The sequence below is a fragment of the Aeromonas sp. 5HA1 genome (genome assembly GCF_029237245.1).
GTDB classification, from domain to species: Bacteria; Pseudomonadota; Gammaproteobacteria; order Enterobacterales; family Aeromonadaceae; genus Aeromonas; species Aeromonas salmonicida.
In genome coordinates this window covers 251,630-270,180 of sequence record NZ_JAACFW010000002.1, presented here as the reverse complement: position 1 = coordinate 270,180, position 18,551 = coordinate 251,630, and the positions used below count along the sequence as shown (strand labels likewise).

The 18,551-nt window shown below is 56.5% G+C and carries 20 protein-coding genes; 1 reads left to right on the top strand and 19 read right to left on the bottom strand.

What is annotated here, in order from left to right:
• Position 1: 1 nt before the first annotated feature.
• The 3 genes from GWQ27_RS03485 to ccmA form a co-directional block, all read right to left on the bottom strand.
• Positions 2-742, bottom strand: a complete 741-nt coding sequence (locus tag GWQ27_RS03485; RefSeq protein WP_275906677.1) for a heme ABC transporter permease — start codon at positions 740-742, stop codon at positions 2-4.
• Positions 743-905: 163 nt separating this feature from the next.
• Positions 906-1,574: a heme exporter protein CcmB gene (gene ccmB, locus GWQ27_RS03480; protein WP_275906676.1), complete on the bottom strand. Its 669-nt coding sequence runs from the start codon at positions 1,572-1,574 to the stop codon at positions 906-908.
• Between the two features lie 4 nt (positions 1,575-1,578).
• On the bottom strand, positions 1,579-2,214 hold the full coding sequence (gene ccmA / locus GWQ27_RS03475; RefSeq protein WP_005319269.1) for a cytochrome c biogenesis heme-transporting ATPase CcmA: 636 nt from the start codon (positions 2,212-2,214) through the stop codon (positions 1,579-1,581).
• Positions 2,215-2,228: 14 nt separating this feature from the next.
• Between ccmA and GWQ27_RS03470 the strand changes: the two genes are divergently transcribed.
• Positions 2,229-2,384 carry a hypothetical protein gene (locus GWQ27_RS03470; RefSeq protein WP_155601922.1) on the top strand — a complete coding sequence of 52 codons (156 nt, stop codon included), beginning with the start codon at positions 2,229-2,231 and terminating at the stop codon, positions 2,382-2,384.
• On the opposite strand, the gene GWQ27_RS03465 is transcribed toward GWQ27_RS03470, so the two are convergent.
• The 16 genes from GWQ27_RS03465 to fliR all read right to left on the bottom strand — a co-directional run bounded on the left by GWQ27_RS03465 (position 2,379) and on the right by fliR (position 18,485).
• The gene (locus GWQ27_RS03465) at positions 2,379-2,765 is read right to left on the bottom strand and encodes a DUF2802 domain-containing protein (protein WP_275906699.1); all 387 of its coding nucleotides are present in this window, start codon (positions 2,763-2,765) and stop codon (positions 2,379-2,381) included. The genes GWQ27_RS03470 and GWQ27_RS03465 overlap by 6 nt on opposite strands.
• 18 nt (positions 2,766-2,783) lie before the next feature.
• Positions 2,784-3,272, bottom strand: a complete 489-nt coding sequence (locus tag GWQ27_RS03460) for a chemotaxis protein CheW (protein ID WP_005298836.1) — start codon at positions 3,270-3,272, stop codon at positions 2,784-2,786.
• 69 nt (positions 3,273-3,341) lie between these two features.
• A complete protein-coding gene (locus tag GWQ27_RS03455) occupies positions 3,342-4,214 on the bottom strand; it encodes a chemotaxis protein CheW (RefSeq protein WP_275906675.1) in 873 nt (290 codons plus the stop codon).
• Entirely contained in the window at positions 4,211-5,005 is a 795-nt protein-coding gene (locus GWQ27_RS03450; protein ID WP_275906674.1) for a ParA family protein, read from the bottom strand. The genes GWQ27_RS03455 and GWQ27_RS03450 overlap by 4 nt, the downstream gene beginning before the upstream one ends.
• Positions 5,006-5,009: 4 nt before the next feature.
• The gene (locus GWQ27_RS03445) at positions 5,010-5,927 is read right to left on the bottom strand and encodes a flagellar motor protein MotB (RefSeq protein ID WP_275906673.1); all 918 of its coding nucleotides are present in this window, start codon (positions 5,925-5,927) and stop codon (positions 5,010-5,012) included.
• Between the two features lie 2 nt (positions 5,928-5,929).
• The gene (locus GWQ27_RS03440; protein ID WP_275906672.1) at positions 5,930-6,667 is read right to left on the bottom strand and encodes a flagellar motor protein; all 738 of its coding nucleotides are present in this window, start codon (positions 6,665-6,667) and stop codon (positions 5,930-5,932) included.
• A 2-nt stretch (positions 6,668-6,669) separates the two neighbouring features.
• Positions 6,670-7,785: a chemotaxis response regulator protein-glutamate methylesterase gene (locus tag GWQ27_RS03435; protein ID WP_265421139.1), complete on the bottom strand. Its 1,116-nt coding sequence runs from the start codon at positions 7,783-7,785 to the stop codon at positions 6,670-6,672.
• Between the two features lie 32 nt (positions 7,786-7,817).
• Entirely contained in the window at positions 7,818-9,977 is a 2,160-nt protein-coding gene (locus tag GWQ27_RS03430) for a chemotaxis protein CheA (RefSeq protein ID WP_275906671.1), read from the bottom strand.
• 11 nt (positions 9,978-9,988) lie between these two features.
• Entirely contained in the window at positions 9,989-10,729 is a 741-nt protein-coding gene (locus tag GWQ27_RS03425; RefSeq protein ID WP_005319293.1) for a protein phosphatase CheZ, read from the bottom strand.
• A gap of 12 nt (positions 10,730-10,741) precedes the next feature.
• On the bottom strand, positions 10,742-11,125 hold the full coding sequence (cheY, locus tag GWQ27_RS03420) for a chemotaxis response regulator CheY (protein ID WP_005319295.1): 384 nt from the start codon (positions 11,123-11,125) through the stop codon (positions 10,742-10,744).
• 111 nt (positions 11,126-11,236) lie between these two features.
• The gene (locus GWQ27_RS03415) at positions 11,237-11,956 is read right to left on the bottom strand and encodes an RNA polymerase sigma factor FliA (RefSeq protein ID WP_021138445.1); all 720 of its coding nucleotides are present in this window, start codon (positions 11,954-11,956) and stop codon (positions 11,237-11,239) included.
• Positions 11,949-12,833, bottom strand: coding sequence for a MinD/ParA family protein (locus GWQ27_RS03410; protein ID WP_034523505.1), 885 nt, complete (start codon positions 12,831-12,833; stop codon positions 11,949-11,951). Before GWQ27_RS03410 ends, GWQ27_RS03415 begins: the two co-directional genes overlap by 8 nt.
• Positions 12,826-14,244: a flagellar biosynthesis protein FlhF gene (gene flhF / locus GWQ27_RS03405; protein ID WP_021138444.1), complete on the bottom strand. Its 1,419-nt coding sequence runs from the start codon at positions 14,242-14,244 to the stop codon at positions 12,826-12,828. The genes GWQ27_RS03410 and flhF overlap by 8 nt, the downstream gene beginning before the upstream one ends.
• Positions 14,245-14,260: 16 nt before the next feature.
• Positions 14,261-16,363, bottom strand: coding sequence for a flagellar biosynthesis protein FlhA (gene flhA, locus GWQ27_RS03400; RefSeq protein ID WP_111587486.1), 2,103 nt, complete (start codon positions 16,361-16,363; stop codon positions 14,261-14,263).
• A gap of 107 nt (positions 16,364-16,470) precedes the next feature.
• Positions 16,471-17,601 carry a flagellar biosynthesis protein FlhB gene (gene flhB, locus GWQ27_RS03395; protein WP_021138442.1) on the bottom strand — a complete coding sequence of 377 codons (1,131 nt, stop codon included), beginning with the start codon at positions 17,599-17,601 and terminating at the stop codon, positions 16,471-16,473.
• Positions 17,602-17,687: 86 nt separating this feature from the next.
• Positions 17,688-18,485: a flagellar biosynthetic protein FliR gene (fliR, locus tag GWQ27_RS03390; RefSeq protein WP_169045700.1), complete on the bottom strand. Its 798-nt coding sequence runs from the start codon at positions 18,483-18,485 to the stop codon at positions 17,688-17,690.
• Positions 18,486-18,551 lie beyond the last annotated feature (66 nt).

The following is an 18,551-nucleotide window of genomic DNA, read 5'->3' as shown; positions in this document are numbered from 1 at the left end:
CTTACTTCTCCTGCTTGGCAAGATCGATGACCCAGGGGCGATGCCACTCCCGCATCAAGAGCTCGTTTCGAAAACGCATCAGGGTCACGGCTCCAAGGAAGGCGGCAAACGCCAGTATCATGATGAGCAGCGGCCACAGCATCTCGGGGGAAATGGAGGGTTTGTCAAACTTGGTGATGCTGGCGCCCTGGTGCAAGGTGTTCCACCACTCAACCGAGTAGTGAATGATGGGCAGGTTGATCACCCCCACCAGTGCCAGAATGCCAGCGGCGCGGCCCGCCACCACCTTGTCGCTGAAAGCATTGTAAAGCGCGATCACACCAAGATAGAGAAACAGCAGGATCAGCTCAGAGGTAAGGCGCGCATCCCATACCCACCAGGTGCCCCACATGGGTTTGCCCCAGGCAGCCCCGGTGAACAGTGCAATAAAGGTGAACACGGCGCCGACCGGCGCAATGGCCGCCACCGTCATGTCGGCCATTCGCAGTTGCCACACCAGCCCGATAAAGGCGGCCACCGCCATGGTGGAGTAGGCTCCCATGGAGAGAATCGCGGAGGGCACGTGGATATAGATGATCCGGAAGGAGTCACCCTGCTGATAGTCGGCCGGTGCAAAGGCCAGCCCCCAGACAGTACCGATGATAAATGACAGCAGACTTGTCACGGCAAACCAGGGCAGCAAGGTCCCTGCCAGCCCATAGGCTCGCTCGGGTTTAGCGTAAGGGTGCAACCATTTCCACATAGCTCACAAAACCTTTTTGTTATTAATTGTTTGGCGAGGCCTACCATACTGACCTCGGGGTGACATCAAATACCCCGAAAGCAATAAGCGACCCTCTTCTTGATCCATCGCAACATTATTTTTCCACAATGACCCATCAGGAGCCCTGTGCTCATCCCCATCATCAGTTCAGGCTGACCCTGAGCGCTGCCGATACCGCCAACGGGGTCAGTGTCAAAGCCCCCACCAGCATGGCGGCCAAAATAGCGAGCTGGCCAGCATAGGGCAAGCCCATCCCCGCCGCATCGATGGCAGAGGTGGCAAATATGAGTACCGGAATATAGAGCGGCAGGATCAGCAGGCTCAGCAAGACACCGCCCTTGCGCAGCCCCACCGTCAGGGCGACGCCGACTGCCCCGAGCAGGCTCAGCACAGGGGTTCCCAGCGCCAGGGTCGCGACCACGGCCAGATAGGAGTTCATGTCCAGTGACAACAGGATGGCAAGCAGCGGTGAGATCAGCAGCAGTGGCAGCCCGGTCAGCAACCAGTGAGCGATCACTTTTGCCAGCGCCAGCAGCCCGAGGGGATGAGGCATCAGCATCATCTGCTCCAGCGCCCCATCGCTGAAATCATCCCGAAACAGCCGCTCAAGGGAGAGCATGGCCGCCAGCAAGGCAGCCACCCAGATGATACCGGGGGCAATGCGAGCCAGCAGCTTTGGCTCGGGGCCTATACCGAGGGGAAACAGGGTAATGACGATCAGGAAAAACCAGATCGGGTTTAAAATGTCGGAGCGCTGGCGCAGAGCCATCAGCAACTCGCGGTGAATAAGCTGGATTACGGCGCGCAACATCAAGCTACTCCTGCAGCAAAGGGGTCAGCGACAGGGTCTTCAACCGTCCCTGCATCAGAGTCATGTCCTGGTGGGTGGTGAGGATCACCATGCCTCCCCGCTCGGCGTGGGCCAGGAAGAGGCGTTCCAGTACCTTGACCCCCTGCTTGTCGATGGCGGTAAAGGGCTCATCCAGGATCCAGAGCGCCGGTTTATCACTGAGCCAAAGCCTTGCCAGTGCCACCCGGCGCTGCTGACCGGCGGAGAGTTGCCCGCTGGGATTGTCCTCGAAACCGGCAAGCCCGACCTGGGCCAGCACTCGCCACAGATCCACCCCGGTTTGGGTCGGATGATGCAGTTTCTGATAGAAGGCGAGATTTTCGAGCGGTGTCAGCGCCGCCTTGACACCGGGCTGATGGCCCAGATAGAGCAGGTTGGCATGATATTCATCGCGACAGTGGCGGATATTTTCGCCATTCCAGCACACTTCACCGGCAAACGGCTGGGACAGACCCGTCAAGAGGCGCAACAGGCTGGTCTTGCCCACGCCATTGGGACCTTCAATCTGCACCAGATCGCCGGGAGCCACCGCAAAGGAGAGGTGTTCAAACAGAGTGCGATCTTCACGCACGCAGCTCAGATTGTTAACTTGAAGCAGCATGAGGATGTAATCAGATGAAAAGAGGCGGCCTGCATATTAACACAGTATTAGAATGCGTCTTTTCAAAGATGCCAATTATCAGCAGGATTTGTGGGGAAGATCCCGCCTTTTCGGCGCGCAAAGCGGGAGATGAAAATCAGGAAGGCGAGCGCCTTCCTGATGATTTATGAGCGGCCTTTTCGCAATGAAATCAAGAGTTCAGCCTCGGCCTTTGGCAATTCGCACTCGTTCATGACCTCGTCAAGGTCGGCACCAAGTTCGACCATCTTGGCGGCACGGCTGTAAAGGCGGCGTTCAGGATCCTGCAGGGTCAGCTCCTGCTGACGATCGTTGACCTGCTGCATGGCCCCTTCGACCGACTGCAAACGCTGGCCCATGCCGATGGCCCCCGTGTGCAGTTCCATCATCTGCTTGCGCAGACTCTCGAGCTGGCCTTGCAGCGTCTCCACCCTGGCCTCGGACTCTCGTTGACCACGTCGGCTGCTGACCACCCCGTACAGGGCCAGCACCAACGCCAACAAGGACACCCCCAAGGCAGCTATTTCAATAATCAAAACATCACCTTTCTATCAGAGGGAACCAATATCTTCCCACTCTTCATCGGAGAGCAGCTTGTTCAGATCGACCAGGATCAGCAGTTGACCATCACGGTTGCTGACACCCTGAATGAACTTGGCGCTCTCTTCGGTACCCACTGCAGGGGCGGCATCAATCTCGGAGGAACGCAGATAGACCACCTCGGCCACGCTGTCGACCATGATACCAATCACCTGCTTCTCCGCCTCGATGATGACGATGCGCGAGTTCTCGCTCACATCGCCGGAAGGCAGACCGAAACGGGAACGGGTGTCGATGACAGTCACCACATTGCCGCGCAGGTTGATGATACCTAGCACATACTCGGGCGCACCCGGCACAGGGGCGATTTCGGTGTAGCGCAACACCTCCTGCACCTGCATCACGTTGATGCCGTAGGTTTCATTTTCCAGCTGGAAGGTGACCCATTGCAGCACTTCATCTTCGGCCAGATTCTGTGCAATATTGCGCTTTTCTGTCATGTTTTTATTCCTTTTATGAAAACGTCTACTGGTAAAACTAGCAATAAAACAGCACAAATGCAGAAGTTATCAGCGACCTTCTATGTTGACCCCGCGCTCCAGCAACAGGAGCAACTCCCTGACATGCAGCAGGGCGCACATCTTCTCCTTGACCATGCCAGCCAGCCAGGGACGTTTACCCTCCTGATGGCGCCATTTGACCTGATCACGATGCAATAACTCCGTGCCTTTCAGATGATGGCAGGCGAGCCCCCAGGGAGATTCACCCAACATGATCAGATACTTGTAATCCGGTATCTCCAGATGCTGACCCGGCATCACCCACTGTGCGGTATCCACCACGTTCATCTTCTGCTCGCGGGAAGTCATGATGCCACGATACCAGTCGGGCTGACCAAACAGTGACGAGACTTCGCCCATCTGATGGATCCCGCCAAGCTCGGTCAGGGGCACTGCAAAGGTGACGCCGGCAACTTCGAAGAAGAGCGCCTGAAATTCCTTGCCGGTATCGATGTTTTCCCAGGTCGATGGTGCCACCTCTTCTTGAGGCGCCAGCTCTACCATCGTTTCTGTCATCACCAGCGTTGACGGTTCGGCCACCACCGGGGCCGGCATCTCCTCTGGCCAGACGGGCTCAACCGGCAACAAGGCATCTTCAGCCTCGATCTGCAAGGGCTCGCTGACGACCTCTTCATGGCTCAGGGCATCCATTTCAAACTGCACCTGACCCACTTGGGCGAGCAACTCGCTCAGCTGTTCGAGCCGTTCATCCGCTTCCAGATAGGGTTGAACGACTACCTCGGGAGCAGCCAGAGGCTGGCGTTGCAACAAGATCACGGGAGCAGGTTCAAGCGCTTCTGACGGCTCCGTCTGCAGGACCTCATCCAGCAACAGGGAATGAAAGTAATCATCCATTGCCCTCACTTGAGTAGTGTCTCTCATGATGTCACCTCATGAGCACGTTGACGCTCCTGGGCATCAAGATAGTTGAGCAAAGTCTCATAGGCATAAGTGCCGCGGCTGCTCGGCGAATAAATAGAAGGGGGAATGTGGAGCAAGCTGGCATCCCGAAACTTGGTATCGATGGGGATGACGGCGTTCCATACGGCATCGCCATGTTGTTCCTTGATGGACTTCAGGGTCATCAGGGAGGCGCGGGTTCGCTTGTCAAACATGGTAGGGATCACGGTGAAGCGGAACTTCTCCCGCTTGGAGCGTTGCATGATTTCGAAAGTTTTCATCATCCGCTCCAGCCCCTTGAGAGCCAGGAATTCGGTTTGTACCGGTACCAGTATCCGATCACAGGCCGCCAGAGCGTTGACCATCATGACGCCCAACACCGGCGGGCAATCGATGAGCACATAGTCATACTGATCCTGAATACGCAGCAGGGCACGCTTGATCACCAATCCCATCCCTTCCCGGTTTCCCATCACCCGATCCAGAGTAGCCAATGTGATGGAAGCCGGCAGAAGATGGATATTGTCGAATTTGGTTCTCAGCGTCAGTTTATTGACCAGCTCGGCAGTAGGTTTGGCAGCCTGAAACAACTCATAGAGAGTGCCGTCCAGCCGGTCTGAATCAAAGTCGAGATATGCAGTCAAGGAAGCATGGGGGTCAGTGTCAATCAATAGCACACGCTGTCCACGCTGAGCCAGAATACCGGCTAACGAGACCACTGTGGTGGTTTTACCGACCCCACCTTTTTGGTTGGCAACCGTCCAAACAATCACTGTATCAATCCTGCCTTGTTGTTATACGTATGCCACCACCTGGCAGAGTGATCACCTTGACCTCGCCTGCCTCGACTGCCTGTTGCACTGCGGGAACCGGCTCCACCGTCACAGGCTTGACGGGAGCGGGGGCGGGTGGCACCCAGGCGAACTTGGAAATAGCGACCACCACCTTGCGATTCTGTAAACGTCCCTGCTCGCTGTCATTCCCGGTAAAGGGAGAAAACTCGCCGTAGGCCTCGTAAGCAAGCCGCTGGGGGGCAACCCCCTTGGCGATGAGAGCCGTGAGCACGGCCTCCGCTCTTGCCGCTGACAACGTCCAGTTGGAACGGAAAATTTCATTATTTATCTGCTGGTTATCTGTGTAGCCCCGCACTCTCACATAGTTATCGACCGGTTTGAGAATACTTGAAAGAGTATTGAGCACAGGCTCGGCATTAGTACTCATAAAGGCACTGCCACTGCCAAACAAGAGTCCAGAGCTCAGCTCTATCGTCAACCAGTTGTCATCCAGCGTGAGCTTGACTACGCCCGCCTCCACCAGTGAGCCCATGTTTTCCTGCAATTGGGTATCTATCGTCGCAAGAGTCGTACCATCTTGCTTGATGGGGACACCAGAGATGGGAGCAATCGAAGGGGAGTCTTGTCTGGCACTCTCCAGCACTGCAGATGTGGCAGAGACCTCGCCGTTCAACAGGGATGTCCCCTGCCCTTCCAGCAAGCCATCACTGAGTGGCGGCATGACGCTGAAAGCCTGAGTCATGCCATCAATGACGGCGCGATACTTGTCCTTGTTGACCAGCGCCACCGAGTAGAGCACCACGAACAGAGCAAAGATCAGCGTCATATAGTCGGCATAGGAAACCAGCCACCGATCGAGGTGCTCTCGACCTTGCAGGTGCAAACGATAGCGCTTGCGCATGGCTACTCTCCTTTCAGATAAGCCTTCAACCGCCGTTCAACCTGCGGGCCATTTTCGCCGTGAGCAATCGCCATCAAACCTTCCAGCGTCATCTCCTGAAACAGAGCGTAATGATAGTGAAAGGCGCGCAGACGATTGGCAATCGGTAGATAAAAGAGGTTGGCAAAGCCAACCCCATAGATGGTGGCAACAAAGGCAACGGCAATTCCAGCCCCAAGAGCAGCGGGATCTTCCAGATTGAACATGGCCTGGATCAGACCAATCACTGCACCTATGATGCCAATGGTCGGACTATATCCCCCCATGGCCTCAAAGACCCGGGCGGAGTGCTCGTTGCGCTCCTGCTCGATATCGATGTCCGCTTCCAGCAACATGCGGATATCCTCTATCGATACCCCGTCCACTATCATGGTGAGGCCCTGACGGGTGAACTCGTCACTCTCCTGATCGGCCTGATTTTCCAGTGCCAGCAGTCCCTGCTGGCGGGCGAATACCGCCCATCCCTGCAGCCGCTCGGCTTGATTGGGCAGATCCCAGGCAGGAGGGATCAACATCCAGCGCAACTGCCTGATTGCTTCGAGCAGATACTTGCGCGGTGTCTGCAAAATGACCGCGCCCCAGGTGCCACCCACCACGATGACAAAGGCAGGGCCATCGAGCAGGGTGAGCAGGGTGCCGCCATGCCACAACTGGGCAATGGCAATCGCTCCCAGCGCCAGGATCAGGCCGAACATGCCCATCTTTAGCGACCCAGCTCAACCAGAATACGCTGTGCCACCCGATCCAGCGGCAGTGACTCAGTGGCGATACCCGCCTTGGCAACGGCTTGCGGCATACCATATACGACACAGGACGCTTCATCCTGAGCCCAGATGGTAGAGCCCTGCTCCTTGAGCAGGCGAGCGCCATCCCGGCCATCGGCCCCCATGCCGGTCAATACGATAGCAAGCACCTTGTCGGCATAGGTTTTAGCTGCTGAAGCAAAGGTAATATCGACACAAGGTTTGTAGTTGACCTTGTCGTTACCCTCGACAATCCGGATACGGGCACCGACACCACGCCCTTCCAGCAGCATCTGTTTGCCACCGGGCGCCAGATAGGCATGACCGGGTTTGAGTACATCACCATCTTCCGCCTCCTTGACCCCGATCTGGCACAGGCCATTGAGACGAGCGGCAAAGGCGGCGGTAAAGGTCGCCGGCATATGCTGGATAAGCAATATGGGGTGAGGAAAATCAGCGGGCAGCTTGGTCAACACATTTTGCAATGCAACCGGACCGCCGGTGGAGGTACCGATAGCCACCAACTGATAAGTCTTGCCACTGCGCTTGAACGCCGCCGACGGCACACTCCGCTGTGGCTCGGCCTGACGATCACCAGGACGTGACAGCGAACTGCCCAATGGGCTGCGAGCAGCAGGTTCCGGCGCTTTGGCTCGAGCCGGTGCCGCCATCAGGAAGCGCTTGCGCGAAATATCCTTGACCCGTTGTTGCAACAGCCGGATCGCCTCGTCCTTGTCACGGGCAATGTCTTCAAATTTCTTGGGCAGAAAGTCGAGGGCACCAGCATCCAGCGCATCGAGCGTGGCCTTGGCCCCTTCATGGGTCAGAGAGGAGAACATCAGGATCGGAGTGGGACACTTGGCCATGATCTCGCGTACGGCGCTGATGCCATCCATCACGGGCATCTCTATGTCCATGGTGATCACATCAGGTCGCAGAGCCAGCGCTTTGTCTACTGCCTCCCGTCCATTCTGGGCCGTGTCTATCACCGTCAGCATGGGATCCTGATTGATGATTTCACTGACCCGGCGGCGGAAGAAGCTCGAATCGTCGACAACTAGTACCTTGACTGCCATTGTTATTTTTCTAACTCCTTGGGCCTGAGCTATCAATGTCTACGCGCATACGCTTTGAGCAGACTCGGCACATCCAGAATGAGTGCGATACCACCATCGCTGGTGATGGTGGCCCCGGCCATGCCAGGGGTTCCTTGCAACAGGTTGTCCAGCGGCTTGATCACCACCTCTTCCTGGCCAATCAGGTTATCCACGACAAAACCTATCTGCTGGGTGCCAATCTGCACTATCACCACATGGCCCGTATCCTGCCGTGATTTCTTGTTCGTCCCTTTCACCAGCCACTTGTGCAGGTAAAAGAGCGGAATGGCCTTGTCACGCACTATGATAGTGAGCTGACCATCCACCACATTGGCCTTTTTGAGGTCCAGATGGAAAATCTCGTTCACACACCCCAGCGGCAAGGCAAACGTCTGTTCACCCACTTCCACCATCAGCGTCGGCAAGATAGCCAGCGTCAAAGGCACCTTGATCTCGAGGCGGGTCCCTTTACCCCAGGTAGAATCGATATAGACGGAGCCATTCAGGCTCACAATACTGGTTTTCACCACATCCATACCGACACCACGGCCTGAGATATCGGATATCTCTGACTTGGTAGAGAAACCAGGCGCAAAAATCAGGTTGTAGGCATCGTTGTCACTCATACGAGCCGCACTGTCTGCATCCAGCACACCACGACTGATAGCGATGGACTTGAGCTTCTCCGGATCCATGCCGGCACCATCATCCTCGATACAAAGCAGGATGTGGTCACCCTGCTGGGAGGCACTCAGGGTAATGGTGCCCTGACGTGGCTTGCCCGCTTTTTCACGCACATCCGGCATCTCGACCCCATGGTCACAGGAGTTGCGCACCAAGTGAACCAGCGGATCAGCCAGGGCCTCGACCAGGTTTTTATCCAGATCAGTCTCTTCCCCGACCATCACCAGCTCAATGTCTTTCTTGAGAGTGCGAGCCAGATCGCGCACGACGCGCGGGAAGCGACCAAATACTTTTTTGATGGGCTGCATGCGAGTTTTCATTACCGCGCCTTGCAGATCGGCCGTCACCACGTCCAGATTGGCAACCGCTTTTGACATGTCTTCATCGTTGCTGGCGATGCCGAGGCTCACCAGACGATTACGAACCAGCACCAGCTCACCCACCATGTTCATGATGACGTCCAATGTCTTGGTATCTACCCGAACCGTGGTATCGCTTTGCACTGCATTTTCTGCCGGTGCTGACGGTTGTTTGACGGGGGCTGGTGCCGGTTTTGCGGCAGCAGCCGGCGCGGCGGCGGGTTTTGGTGCCGGCGCAGGCGTCGGCTTGGCCGCGGGGGCAGCGCTCACCGGAGCTGCTGGTGTTGGGGCGGTTGCTGCAGGTGGCGTGATACTGGTTTTCGGTCCCTGGCCACGACCATGCAGCTCATCAAGCAGACGTTCGAACTCATCGTCATCGATAAGTTCGTCGACTTCTTTTTGTACCGACGTCAAGGGGTTGACCTCGAGGGCACCGCTATGCTGACCCTGACCATGCAACTGGTCGAGCAAGGCTTCGAATTCGTCATCGGTGATGTCACCGGTGCCGGTCAATATGGAATTGGCAACCGGGGTCGGCGCCCCACCAGCACCATGCAATTCATCGAGCAAACGCTCGAACTCATCGGCAGAGATTTCATCGATGGAGCCACCACCATTGACGGGCAATGGTGCAGCAACCGTCTCGGGTTCGGAAACCACGACAGCAGTCTCAACCGGTTCTTCCCCCTGGGCAGGGGCATTATTGCCAGCGGAAGCAGTCAGCAGCTGCTCTTGCCCCTCGGGCTTGCAGAGCTCATGCAGATCATGCAGGATTTCGGCGGATGCAGGGCTTGGTGGTTCGCGATTCTGCACCTGGGCGAACATCACATTGATGGCGTCCAGTGCCTGCAAAATGACATCCATCAACTCGGCAGTGACGGTTCGCTTGCCATTGCGCAAGATGTCGAACACGTTTTCGGCACCGTGACAGACGTCTACCAATTCTCCCAGAGAGAGAAAACCGGCGCCGCCTTTAACGGTATGAAAGCCTCGAAATATGGCATTCAACAGATTCTTGTCATCGGGTCGCTTTTCCAAGTCGACCAGTTGTTCGGACAACTGTTCCAATATTTCGGATGCTTCGACCAAAAAGTCTTGCAGTATGTCTTCATCAACTTCGAAGGCCATGCGTCACTCCATTAGAATCCCAGGCTAGACAGCAGATCGTCCACATCATCCTGACCATTGACCACATCGGAACGCGTCTCAGGGTTCATGATGGGGCCTTCGGCTTCAATCCCGCTTACAGGAAGGCGTTGAGATGAATGCTCAGCCGCAGCCTCACCAAACATAGTCAGCATTTCTATTAATTTTGTTTCAACTTCCTGAACCAGCTTGATGACCTTGCGGATCATCTGGCCAGTCAAATCCTGAAAATCTTGCGCCATCAGGATTTCTGTCAGCAGTTGCCGTAATTTATCGGCATCAGATTCAGAAGCCTTAATAAAATCATCCAGTTGGTGACATAAAGACTTAAATTGTCCGACATTCATGTCCCTGCTCATCAGGGCATTCCAGTTAGGCAGAACCAGCTGAATGTTGTCATTGAGCCGGTCAGCAATCGGCAGGCTGGCTTCCACCGCATCCATGGTGCGGTTGGCTGCCTTGTCAGTCATGTCGATAACATAGCTGAGACGCTCCCGGGCATCGGGAATATCATGGGTCGCCAGGTCGGGGATCCGCGGATCCAGCCGGAAATCCTGTAGGGAATCGTGCAGTTGTCGGGTCAGTTGACCCACTTTGTCAAAGAGAGCGGCGGCATTGGGGGCACATGCATCAGCAATGATGGTATCGGCCTGTTCAAATTCGCCTTGCTCAAGATGGGCAACAAGCATCCTTGCCTGATCGAGCGAAATCATTGCACTCGTTTTGGCCTTCATCCCTGCTGCTCCTTAGCCGATTCGTTCAAAGATTTTGTCGAGTTTCTCTTTGAGCGTTGCAGCGGTGAAAGGCTTGACGATATAGCCATTGACGCCTGCCTGGGCGGCTTCAATGATCTGTTCGCGCTTGGCTTCAGCCGTTACCATCAGCACCGGCAGATGCTTGAGTTTGTCATCGACGCGAATCGCCTTGAGCAAGTCGATACCTTGCATACCGGGCATGTTCCAGTCGGTGACCACGAACTGATAATCACCATTTTTCAACATTGGCAAGGCCGTGTTGCCGTCATCTGCTTCGTGGGTATTGTTAAATCCCAAGTCACGCAGCAAGTTCTTGATAATCCGGCGCATCGTTGAAAAATCGTCAACAATGAGGATTTTCATGTTCTTGTCCAAAATTCCCTCCTAAATAGCCGCCATAGCGGCTCACTTACATGATGCAGATCGCAGGTTTTGTTTTGCGGATTATGCCTTAGAGTTTTGTTTCAGTGTAGCTAGTACAAACACTTATACATGCCAATCTCTTAAACGAGCGCGTAATCTGTGCATTGCCTGACTGTGTATCTGACTCACACGAGACTCGCTTACGTTCAATACCTCGCCTATTTCACGCAAGTTCAGTTCTTCATCGTAGTAAAGGGAGAGTACCAACGCTTCCCGTTCCGGCAAGCGTCCAATGTGTTCGGCCAGAGCACCTTGAAAACGCTCGGCTGCCAGTTCGTCAAAACCACTGTTGCTTCCAGCATCGTCGGGATGACCAATCACATCCTCGCTGACCCCCAGGTCCTCGATGCCGATGATCTTGCCGCAGGAGACATCCTGCAGCATGGTGTGATACTCGCCGAGACTGACTCCCATCTGGACCGCCACCTCGGTATCGCGGGCATCACGGCCGTGCGCTTGTTCAACATTTTCGATGGCTTCGGCGATGGCACGGCTGTTGCGGTGCACGGAACGCGGCACCCAGTCGCCCCGCCGTATCTCATCGAGCATGGAGCCACGGATGCGGATCCCGGCGTAGGTTTCAAAGCTGGCGCCCTTGCTGCCGTCAAAGTTGCGGGAAGCTTCGAGCAGCCCAATCATACCTGCCTGGATCAGGTCATCCAGCAAGACACTGCTTGGCAGGCGAGCCAATAAATGCTGGGCAATCCGCTTCACCAGTGGAGCATGACGCTCGACCAGCACATAGGAATCCTGATGACGCAAGTACGCTTGGGCTTTATTCACGGGAACCTTCCTGTGCTATGACCGGCTTTTGCAGCAAATTTTCCAGGAAAAATTCGAGATGACCGCCGGGTTGGTTAGGAATGGGCCAGCTTGCCGCCTTGTTGGCGAGGGCGCGAAACGCCAGCGCTGCAGGTGACTTGGGGAAGGCTTCGACAATCAGCTTCTGCTTGCGCACGGCAGCCCGCAGGTTGGTGTCGTAAGGCACGCAGGCCACCAGCTCCAACGAGGTGTCCAGAAAACGATCGGTTACACGGGTCAGCTTGGCATAGAGCTCCTGCCCTTCGCGCAGGCTGCGCACCATGTTGGCCACCACCTTGAAGCGAAACACGCCGTGATCCTTCGAGAGGATTTTGATCAGTGCGTAGGCATCCGTGATGGAGGTAGGCTCGTCGCACACCACTATCATGATGTCCTGAGCGGCGCGAGTAAAACTCAGCACCATCTCGGAAATGCCCGCCGCCGTATCCACCATCAGGATGTCGACCTGGGTCTTCATCTCGCTGAAGGCGCGGATAAGTTCGGCATGCTGCACCGGGGAGAGCTCCACCATGGACTGGGTGCCGGATGTCGCCGGCACTATCATCATGCCGTAGGGCCCCTCGACTATGATGTCGTCTATGGTGCACTCGCCGGCCAGCACATGGGAGAGGTTGCGGTGTACCCGCAGCCCCAGCATGACGTCAACGTTAGCAAGGCCAAGGTCGGCGTCCAGCACCATCACCCGTTTGCCTTGGGCAGCCATGGCACCGGCCACGTTCAAGGTCACGTTGGTCTTGCCCACGCCACCCTTGCCACCGGAAACGGCGATCACTTTTACTCGATTGTTTTGACGCATTTTGCGCAGACCACTCGCCTGATCCATATGTATGTTACTCATAAAACTCCGAATCTTCGGCCTCGCCAAAGCCTGCCCCCCAGAAATAGGGTTCTTCTGTTTCCTGCTCCAGCGAGCCCATGGCAGCCCCGACGAGCTGCGCCGCATTGGCAACTTGAATATCTTCCGGAACCCTTTGTCCATCAGTGATATAGCTGATAGGCAATGCATTCTGGATACACACGTTAATCACTTCGCCCAGATTCAGACTCTCATCCAATTTGGTAAGTATGCAGCCGCTTAATGGAATACGCCGGAAATGGTCCACCGCCTCCTGCATCACCCGACGCTGGGAAGTGGCTGACATCACCAGGTAGCTGCGGATGCGAACCTTGGCATTTTTCACCAGGGTATCGAGCTGCTCGGTCAGCCGTATATCCCGCTGCCCGACCCCTGCGGTATCGATGAGTACCAGCCGACGATGGCGGAACTGATAGAGGGCATTGGCCAGCTCTTCTGCATCCCTGACCTGCCGAACCGGACACCCCATGATGCGACCATAGGTCTGCAACTGTTCATGGGCACCAATCCGGTAGTTGTCCGTGGTGATGAGCGCCACCTGCTCGGCGCCATACTTCATGGCAAACCGCGCCGCCAATTTGGCGATGGTGGTGGTTTTGCCCACCCCGGTCGGTCCGAGCAGGGCAACGGCCCCACCCTGTCGTAAAATGTCGTCTTCGCTGATCTTGAGCTGGGCGGTCAGCACCTCGGCCAATTGGGCCATGGCCTGATGGATGGACATATCCTCAGGGATAAGGCCCGCCAGCTGATCGGCAAACGCATCGTCAAAACCTATCTTCTTGAGTTCCTTGATGAGCAGGGCCCGCATAGGTTCACGGCGTTCCACTTCCTGCCACATCAATCCGGAGATCTGGTGCTCAAGCAGCTTGCGAATGCTGGCCATCTCCTTGCGCATCCCTTCCATCTCCTGCTCTCGCGGCGCAGGCTGGGGAGCACGACCCGGGGTCGCCACTCTGGCTTTGGGCTTGGCAGGCTCGGGCGCCGCTCCCCACTGGCCCTGTTCGGCCAGGGTGCGAGGCGCGGATCCGGCAGCCGCCATCGGGGCCCCACCGTTTAGACCGGCCGGGTTGGATGGATTCAGCTTCTGCTGGCGTGCCAGCAGCGCGGCCAGGGTATCGGCATAGTGTTCGTTCTGTTCCTTGGCCGGGGTGGGCACAGGGCGCGTCATCTGCCGTCCGGCAGACGAGATATTGACGCTCTCATCGTTCAACTGACGGCGAACCGGCGCATCTTTGGGTCCCGGAACCTGGGATTGATAATCGACAGCGGCGACTATCTCCACCCCTCCGGTGACTTTCTTGTTGGACATGATGACGGCATCGGGCCCGAGAGTCTCCTTGACCTCAGCCAGCGCCGTTCTCATATCCTTGGCAAAAAACCGCTTAATCTTCACCCGTCATCTCCGCTAACTAGTTCTGTCCTACCGCACTGACGATGCGGATTTGCTTGTCATCAGGCACTTCCTGATAAGACAGAACGCGCAATCCAGGAATGGCATTCTTGACAAATTTCGCCAGGGTATTGCGCAGTATCCCTGATGTCAGAAGCACGGCCGGTTGGCCTTCCAGTTCTTGTCGTTGAGTGGCTTCCACCAGCGAGCGTTGCATCCGCTCCGCCAGGCCCGGCTCTATGCCGGCGCCATCACCACCCCCTGCCTGCAGGGATTGATGCAATATACGTTCCAATTCTGGCGACAATGTGATCACCGGTAACTCGGGATCCGGGCCGGCAATCTCCTGCACTATCAGGCGGCGCAGGGCGATACGGCAGGCGGCCGTGAGCACTTCCGGGTCAGGGCTGCGCGGGGCATATTCCACCAGGGTCTGCAGGATAGTGCGCATATCGCGGATTGGCACGCCTTCATTGAGCAAATTCTGCAATACCTTCACCAGGTTACCCATGCTGATGACCTCGGGAACCAATCCTTCCACCAGTTTGCTCTGGTGCTTCCCTATCATGTCGAGCAGTTGCTGCACCTCGTCATGCCCCAGCAGCAAGGCGGCATGGTTGGAGAGGATCTGGCTCAAGTGAGTAGCGACCACGGTCGCGGTATCCACCACTGTGTAACCCAGGGTCTGCGCTTGGGAGACCTGCTCCTTGGCGACCCACACCGCCTCCAGCCCGAAGGCGGGATCACGGGTGGCAATGCCCTGGATCTGGCCGAACACCTGGCCCGGGTTGATGGCCATCTCCTTATCATGGTAAACATTGGCCTCGCCGGTACTGACCCCCATCAAGGTGATGCGGTATTGATTGGGCGCCAGATCCAGATTGTCCCGAATGTGGACGGCAGGGACCAGAAAGCCGAGCTCCTGGGAAAGTTTCTTGCGCACCCCTTTGATCCGGTTGAGCAGTTCCCCGCCCTGATTGCGATCCACCAGAGGGATGAGCTGATAGCCTACCTCCAACCCGATAATATCTACCGGCATCACATCGTCCCAGCTCAGCTCTTTCTGCTCATGAGGCTGCTCTGAAGTAGCAGGCATCAGCTCGCCCTTGGCGGCCTTGGCCGCAGCACGTTTCTCACGGCGCAGCAGCCACCAGGCTCCGGTGGCAGAGATGGCTCCCAGGCTCAGGAAAGCAAAATGTGGCATGCCGGGAACCAGCCCCATCATCAGCAGAATACCTGCCGAAATAATCAGCGCCTTGGGATTGTCAAACAACTGACCCAGTACCGCCGTGCCCATGTCCTGATCCGTATTCTGCCGGGTCACTATGATGGCAGCGGCGATGGAGAGCAGCAGGGAGGGGATCTGGGCAACCAGACCGTCACCAATGGCAAGCAGGGTATATATTTCGGCCGACTCACCAAAGGTGAGCTGGTGCTGCATCATGCCAATGATGAAGCCGCCGATGATGTTGATGAAGAGGATCATGATGCCTGCTATCGCATCCCCCTTCACAAATTTGGAGGCACCATCCATGGAGCCGTAGAAGTCGGCTTCCTGAGTCACATCTTGCCGACGTTTTTTGGCATCTTCCTGGTTGATGAGGCCAGCGTTCAAGTCCGCGTCGATAGCCATCTGTTTGCCGGGCATGGCATCCAGGGTGAAACGGGCGCTTACCTCTGCGATCCGCCCAGCCCCCTTGGTGACCACCACGAAGTTGATGATCATCAGGATTGTGAAGACGATGATACCGACCGCATAGTTGCCGCCGATCACCACGTTACCGAAGGCCTCGATCACATGACCGGCCGCCGCGCTGCCATTATGACCTTCCAGCAAGACCACCCGGGTTGACGCCACGTTGAGCGCCAGACGCAGCAAGGTAGCGAGCAGCAAAACGGTTGGAAAGGCAGCAAATTCGAGAGGGCGGCGGGTATAGACGGCGACCAGCAAGACCACGATGGAAAGCGCAATATTGAAGGAGAAGAGGACATCCAGCATCAGCGGCGGGATGGGCAGCACGACCATACCAAGAGACGCCAGCACCAGCAGCGGTGTCCCCACCCCCTTGGTCAGCAATCCCCTGTGCTCTTTCAATCGGCCCAATGATGCCTGGAATTTCATCGTTTTTCTCAATCTTAAACCGCTGGTGTCAGATTAAAGCAAACATCAAGCCAACAATTCAATGCATTGATTTTAAATGATTTTATTTTGACTGCGTCAGAAGTTTGTCATTTGCGAAATTCAGGCGGAATGGGCAGATCACGGGCGATCGGATTGGGGCGCCGACCACTGCCACGACGGAACTTCTTGAGCTGATAAACATAAGCCAGCACCTGGGCCACGGCGGCAAACAGGCCTTCCGGGATCTCGTGCCCAATCTCGGTGGAGTGGAAGATGGCGCGGGTGAGTGCCGGGGATGGCATGATGGGGATCTCGTATTCCCTGGCTATCTCCCTGATCTTCATGGCGATTTCGTCTGTGCCCTTGGCGACGACCTTGGGCGCGGCCCCCGGCTTGGCAATGTCGTATTTGAGTGCCACCGAGTAGTGGGTCGGGTTGGTGATGATGACGTCAGCCTTTGGCACATCTCCCATCATGCGTCGCATCGCCATCTGCATCTGCAACTGCCGTATCCGTCCCTTCACCTCGGGTTTGCCTTCGCTGTCCTTGAATTCGTCTTTCACTTCCTGCTTGGTCATCTTGAGCTGGCGTGTGTGGTTCCAGGTCTGGAAGGGTACATCTATGGCCACTATGGGGATGAGGGCACAACAGAGGATGATCAGCATCCACAGCAGCAGGTCCAGCGCATCTATGATGCCACCGGGAAACCCCTCCATGGAGAGATTGAGCAGATGGTTAAACTGGCTCGACAACATCCACCAGGCAAACAAACTGATGAAGACCACCTTGGCAATGGACTTGACCAGTTCGATCAGGGATTGCACCCCGAACATCCGCTTGATGCCGCTGAGCGGGCTCAGCTTGCTCCACTTTGGCATCATGGCCTCGGAGGAGAAGTTCATCCCCCCCAGCAGGGTATTGCCGATGAAAGCCGCTATGGCCACCAGCATGAACAGCAAGCCAAGCGGATAGACAAGCTCCCTTAGCAAGGCCGGCAACATGGCGCCCATGGCGTTGGGATCGAAAGCCTGATCCCGGTCCAGGGTAAAGCCAATGGTGAGGATCTTGACCATGGCGCCAGCCAGACTCTCCTTGATCATCAGCAGACCGAAAACGGCCGACAACAGGACGCTGGCGGTACCCAGCTCCTTGGAACGTGCAATCTGCCCTTTTTCCCGGGCCTGTTGCAGTCGTTTGCCCGTGGGTTGTTCGGTACGTTCCTGATCGGTATCAGCCATCTTGCTGACCTCCGCAACACCGGACGCGGCTCAGCGGCACTAGCCTCCAGAGGAAGTGAAGCAGTTCGGTACCAAGCCGCGCGCAATCAACCATTCTGATCACCGAAGCACTGGACATTAATCAGCTCGCAGCTGGTCTCCTGCACCCGCTCCCACATGGAATCGAAGTGACCGAGAAAACCGCCTATGGTGAGCCAGAGGATGAAGAGGCCGGACATCATGCTGACCGCAAAACCGATACTGAAGATGTTGAGCTGGGGTGCCGCCCGGGTCATGACACCGAACGCAAAGTTGATGAGCAGCAGCGCGACTATGGCCGACAGCGCCATCACCAGAGAGGCCTGGTACATGACCCCCAAAAAACCGATCAGACTGCGGATGGCAGGCAGGGTGAGTCCGGTATCGGAGACCGGCAAGGTCTCGAAACTCAGCACTACCATGCGCAACATGATGAGGTGACCATCCACCGCCAGAAACACCAGGGTTGCCAGCATCAGGTAGAACTGGCCTACCACAGGGGCCGACTGGCCATTCATGGGGTCCACCAGGGTCGCAAAACCCAGACTGGTCTGCATGGCGATGACCTGACCGGCCATCACGAAACTCTCCATCAGAAACTGGGTCATGAGGCCGAGGGCAATGCCGATGAGCAGCTGCTGGGCCAATACCAGAAAACTGCCGACGGAGAACAACTCAACCTTGGGCATGGGAGGCAACAAGGGGGCGATCATGAAGGTCATTGCCAGCGCCAGCCCGATGCGGATCCGGGCCGGCGTCAGGCGGCTGCCGAACACCGCCATCACCATCAAGAGGCCGCTCACCCGCGCCAACGGCCAGAGGATGGAAGACAACCACTCCATGATAAGAGCGGTCGTGTAGGTCATACCGCCACCTTGGGACTATCGCAAGGTACCGCCATCAGCAGCAGGCTGTCAGACGGCAATCCTGGC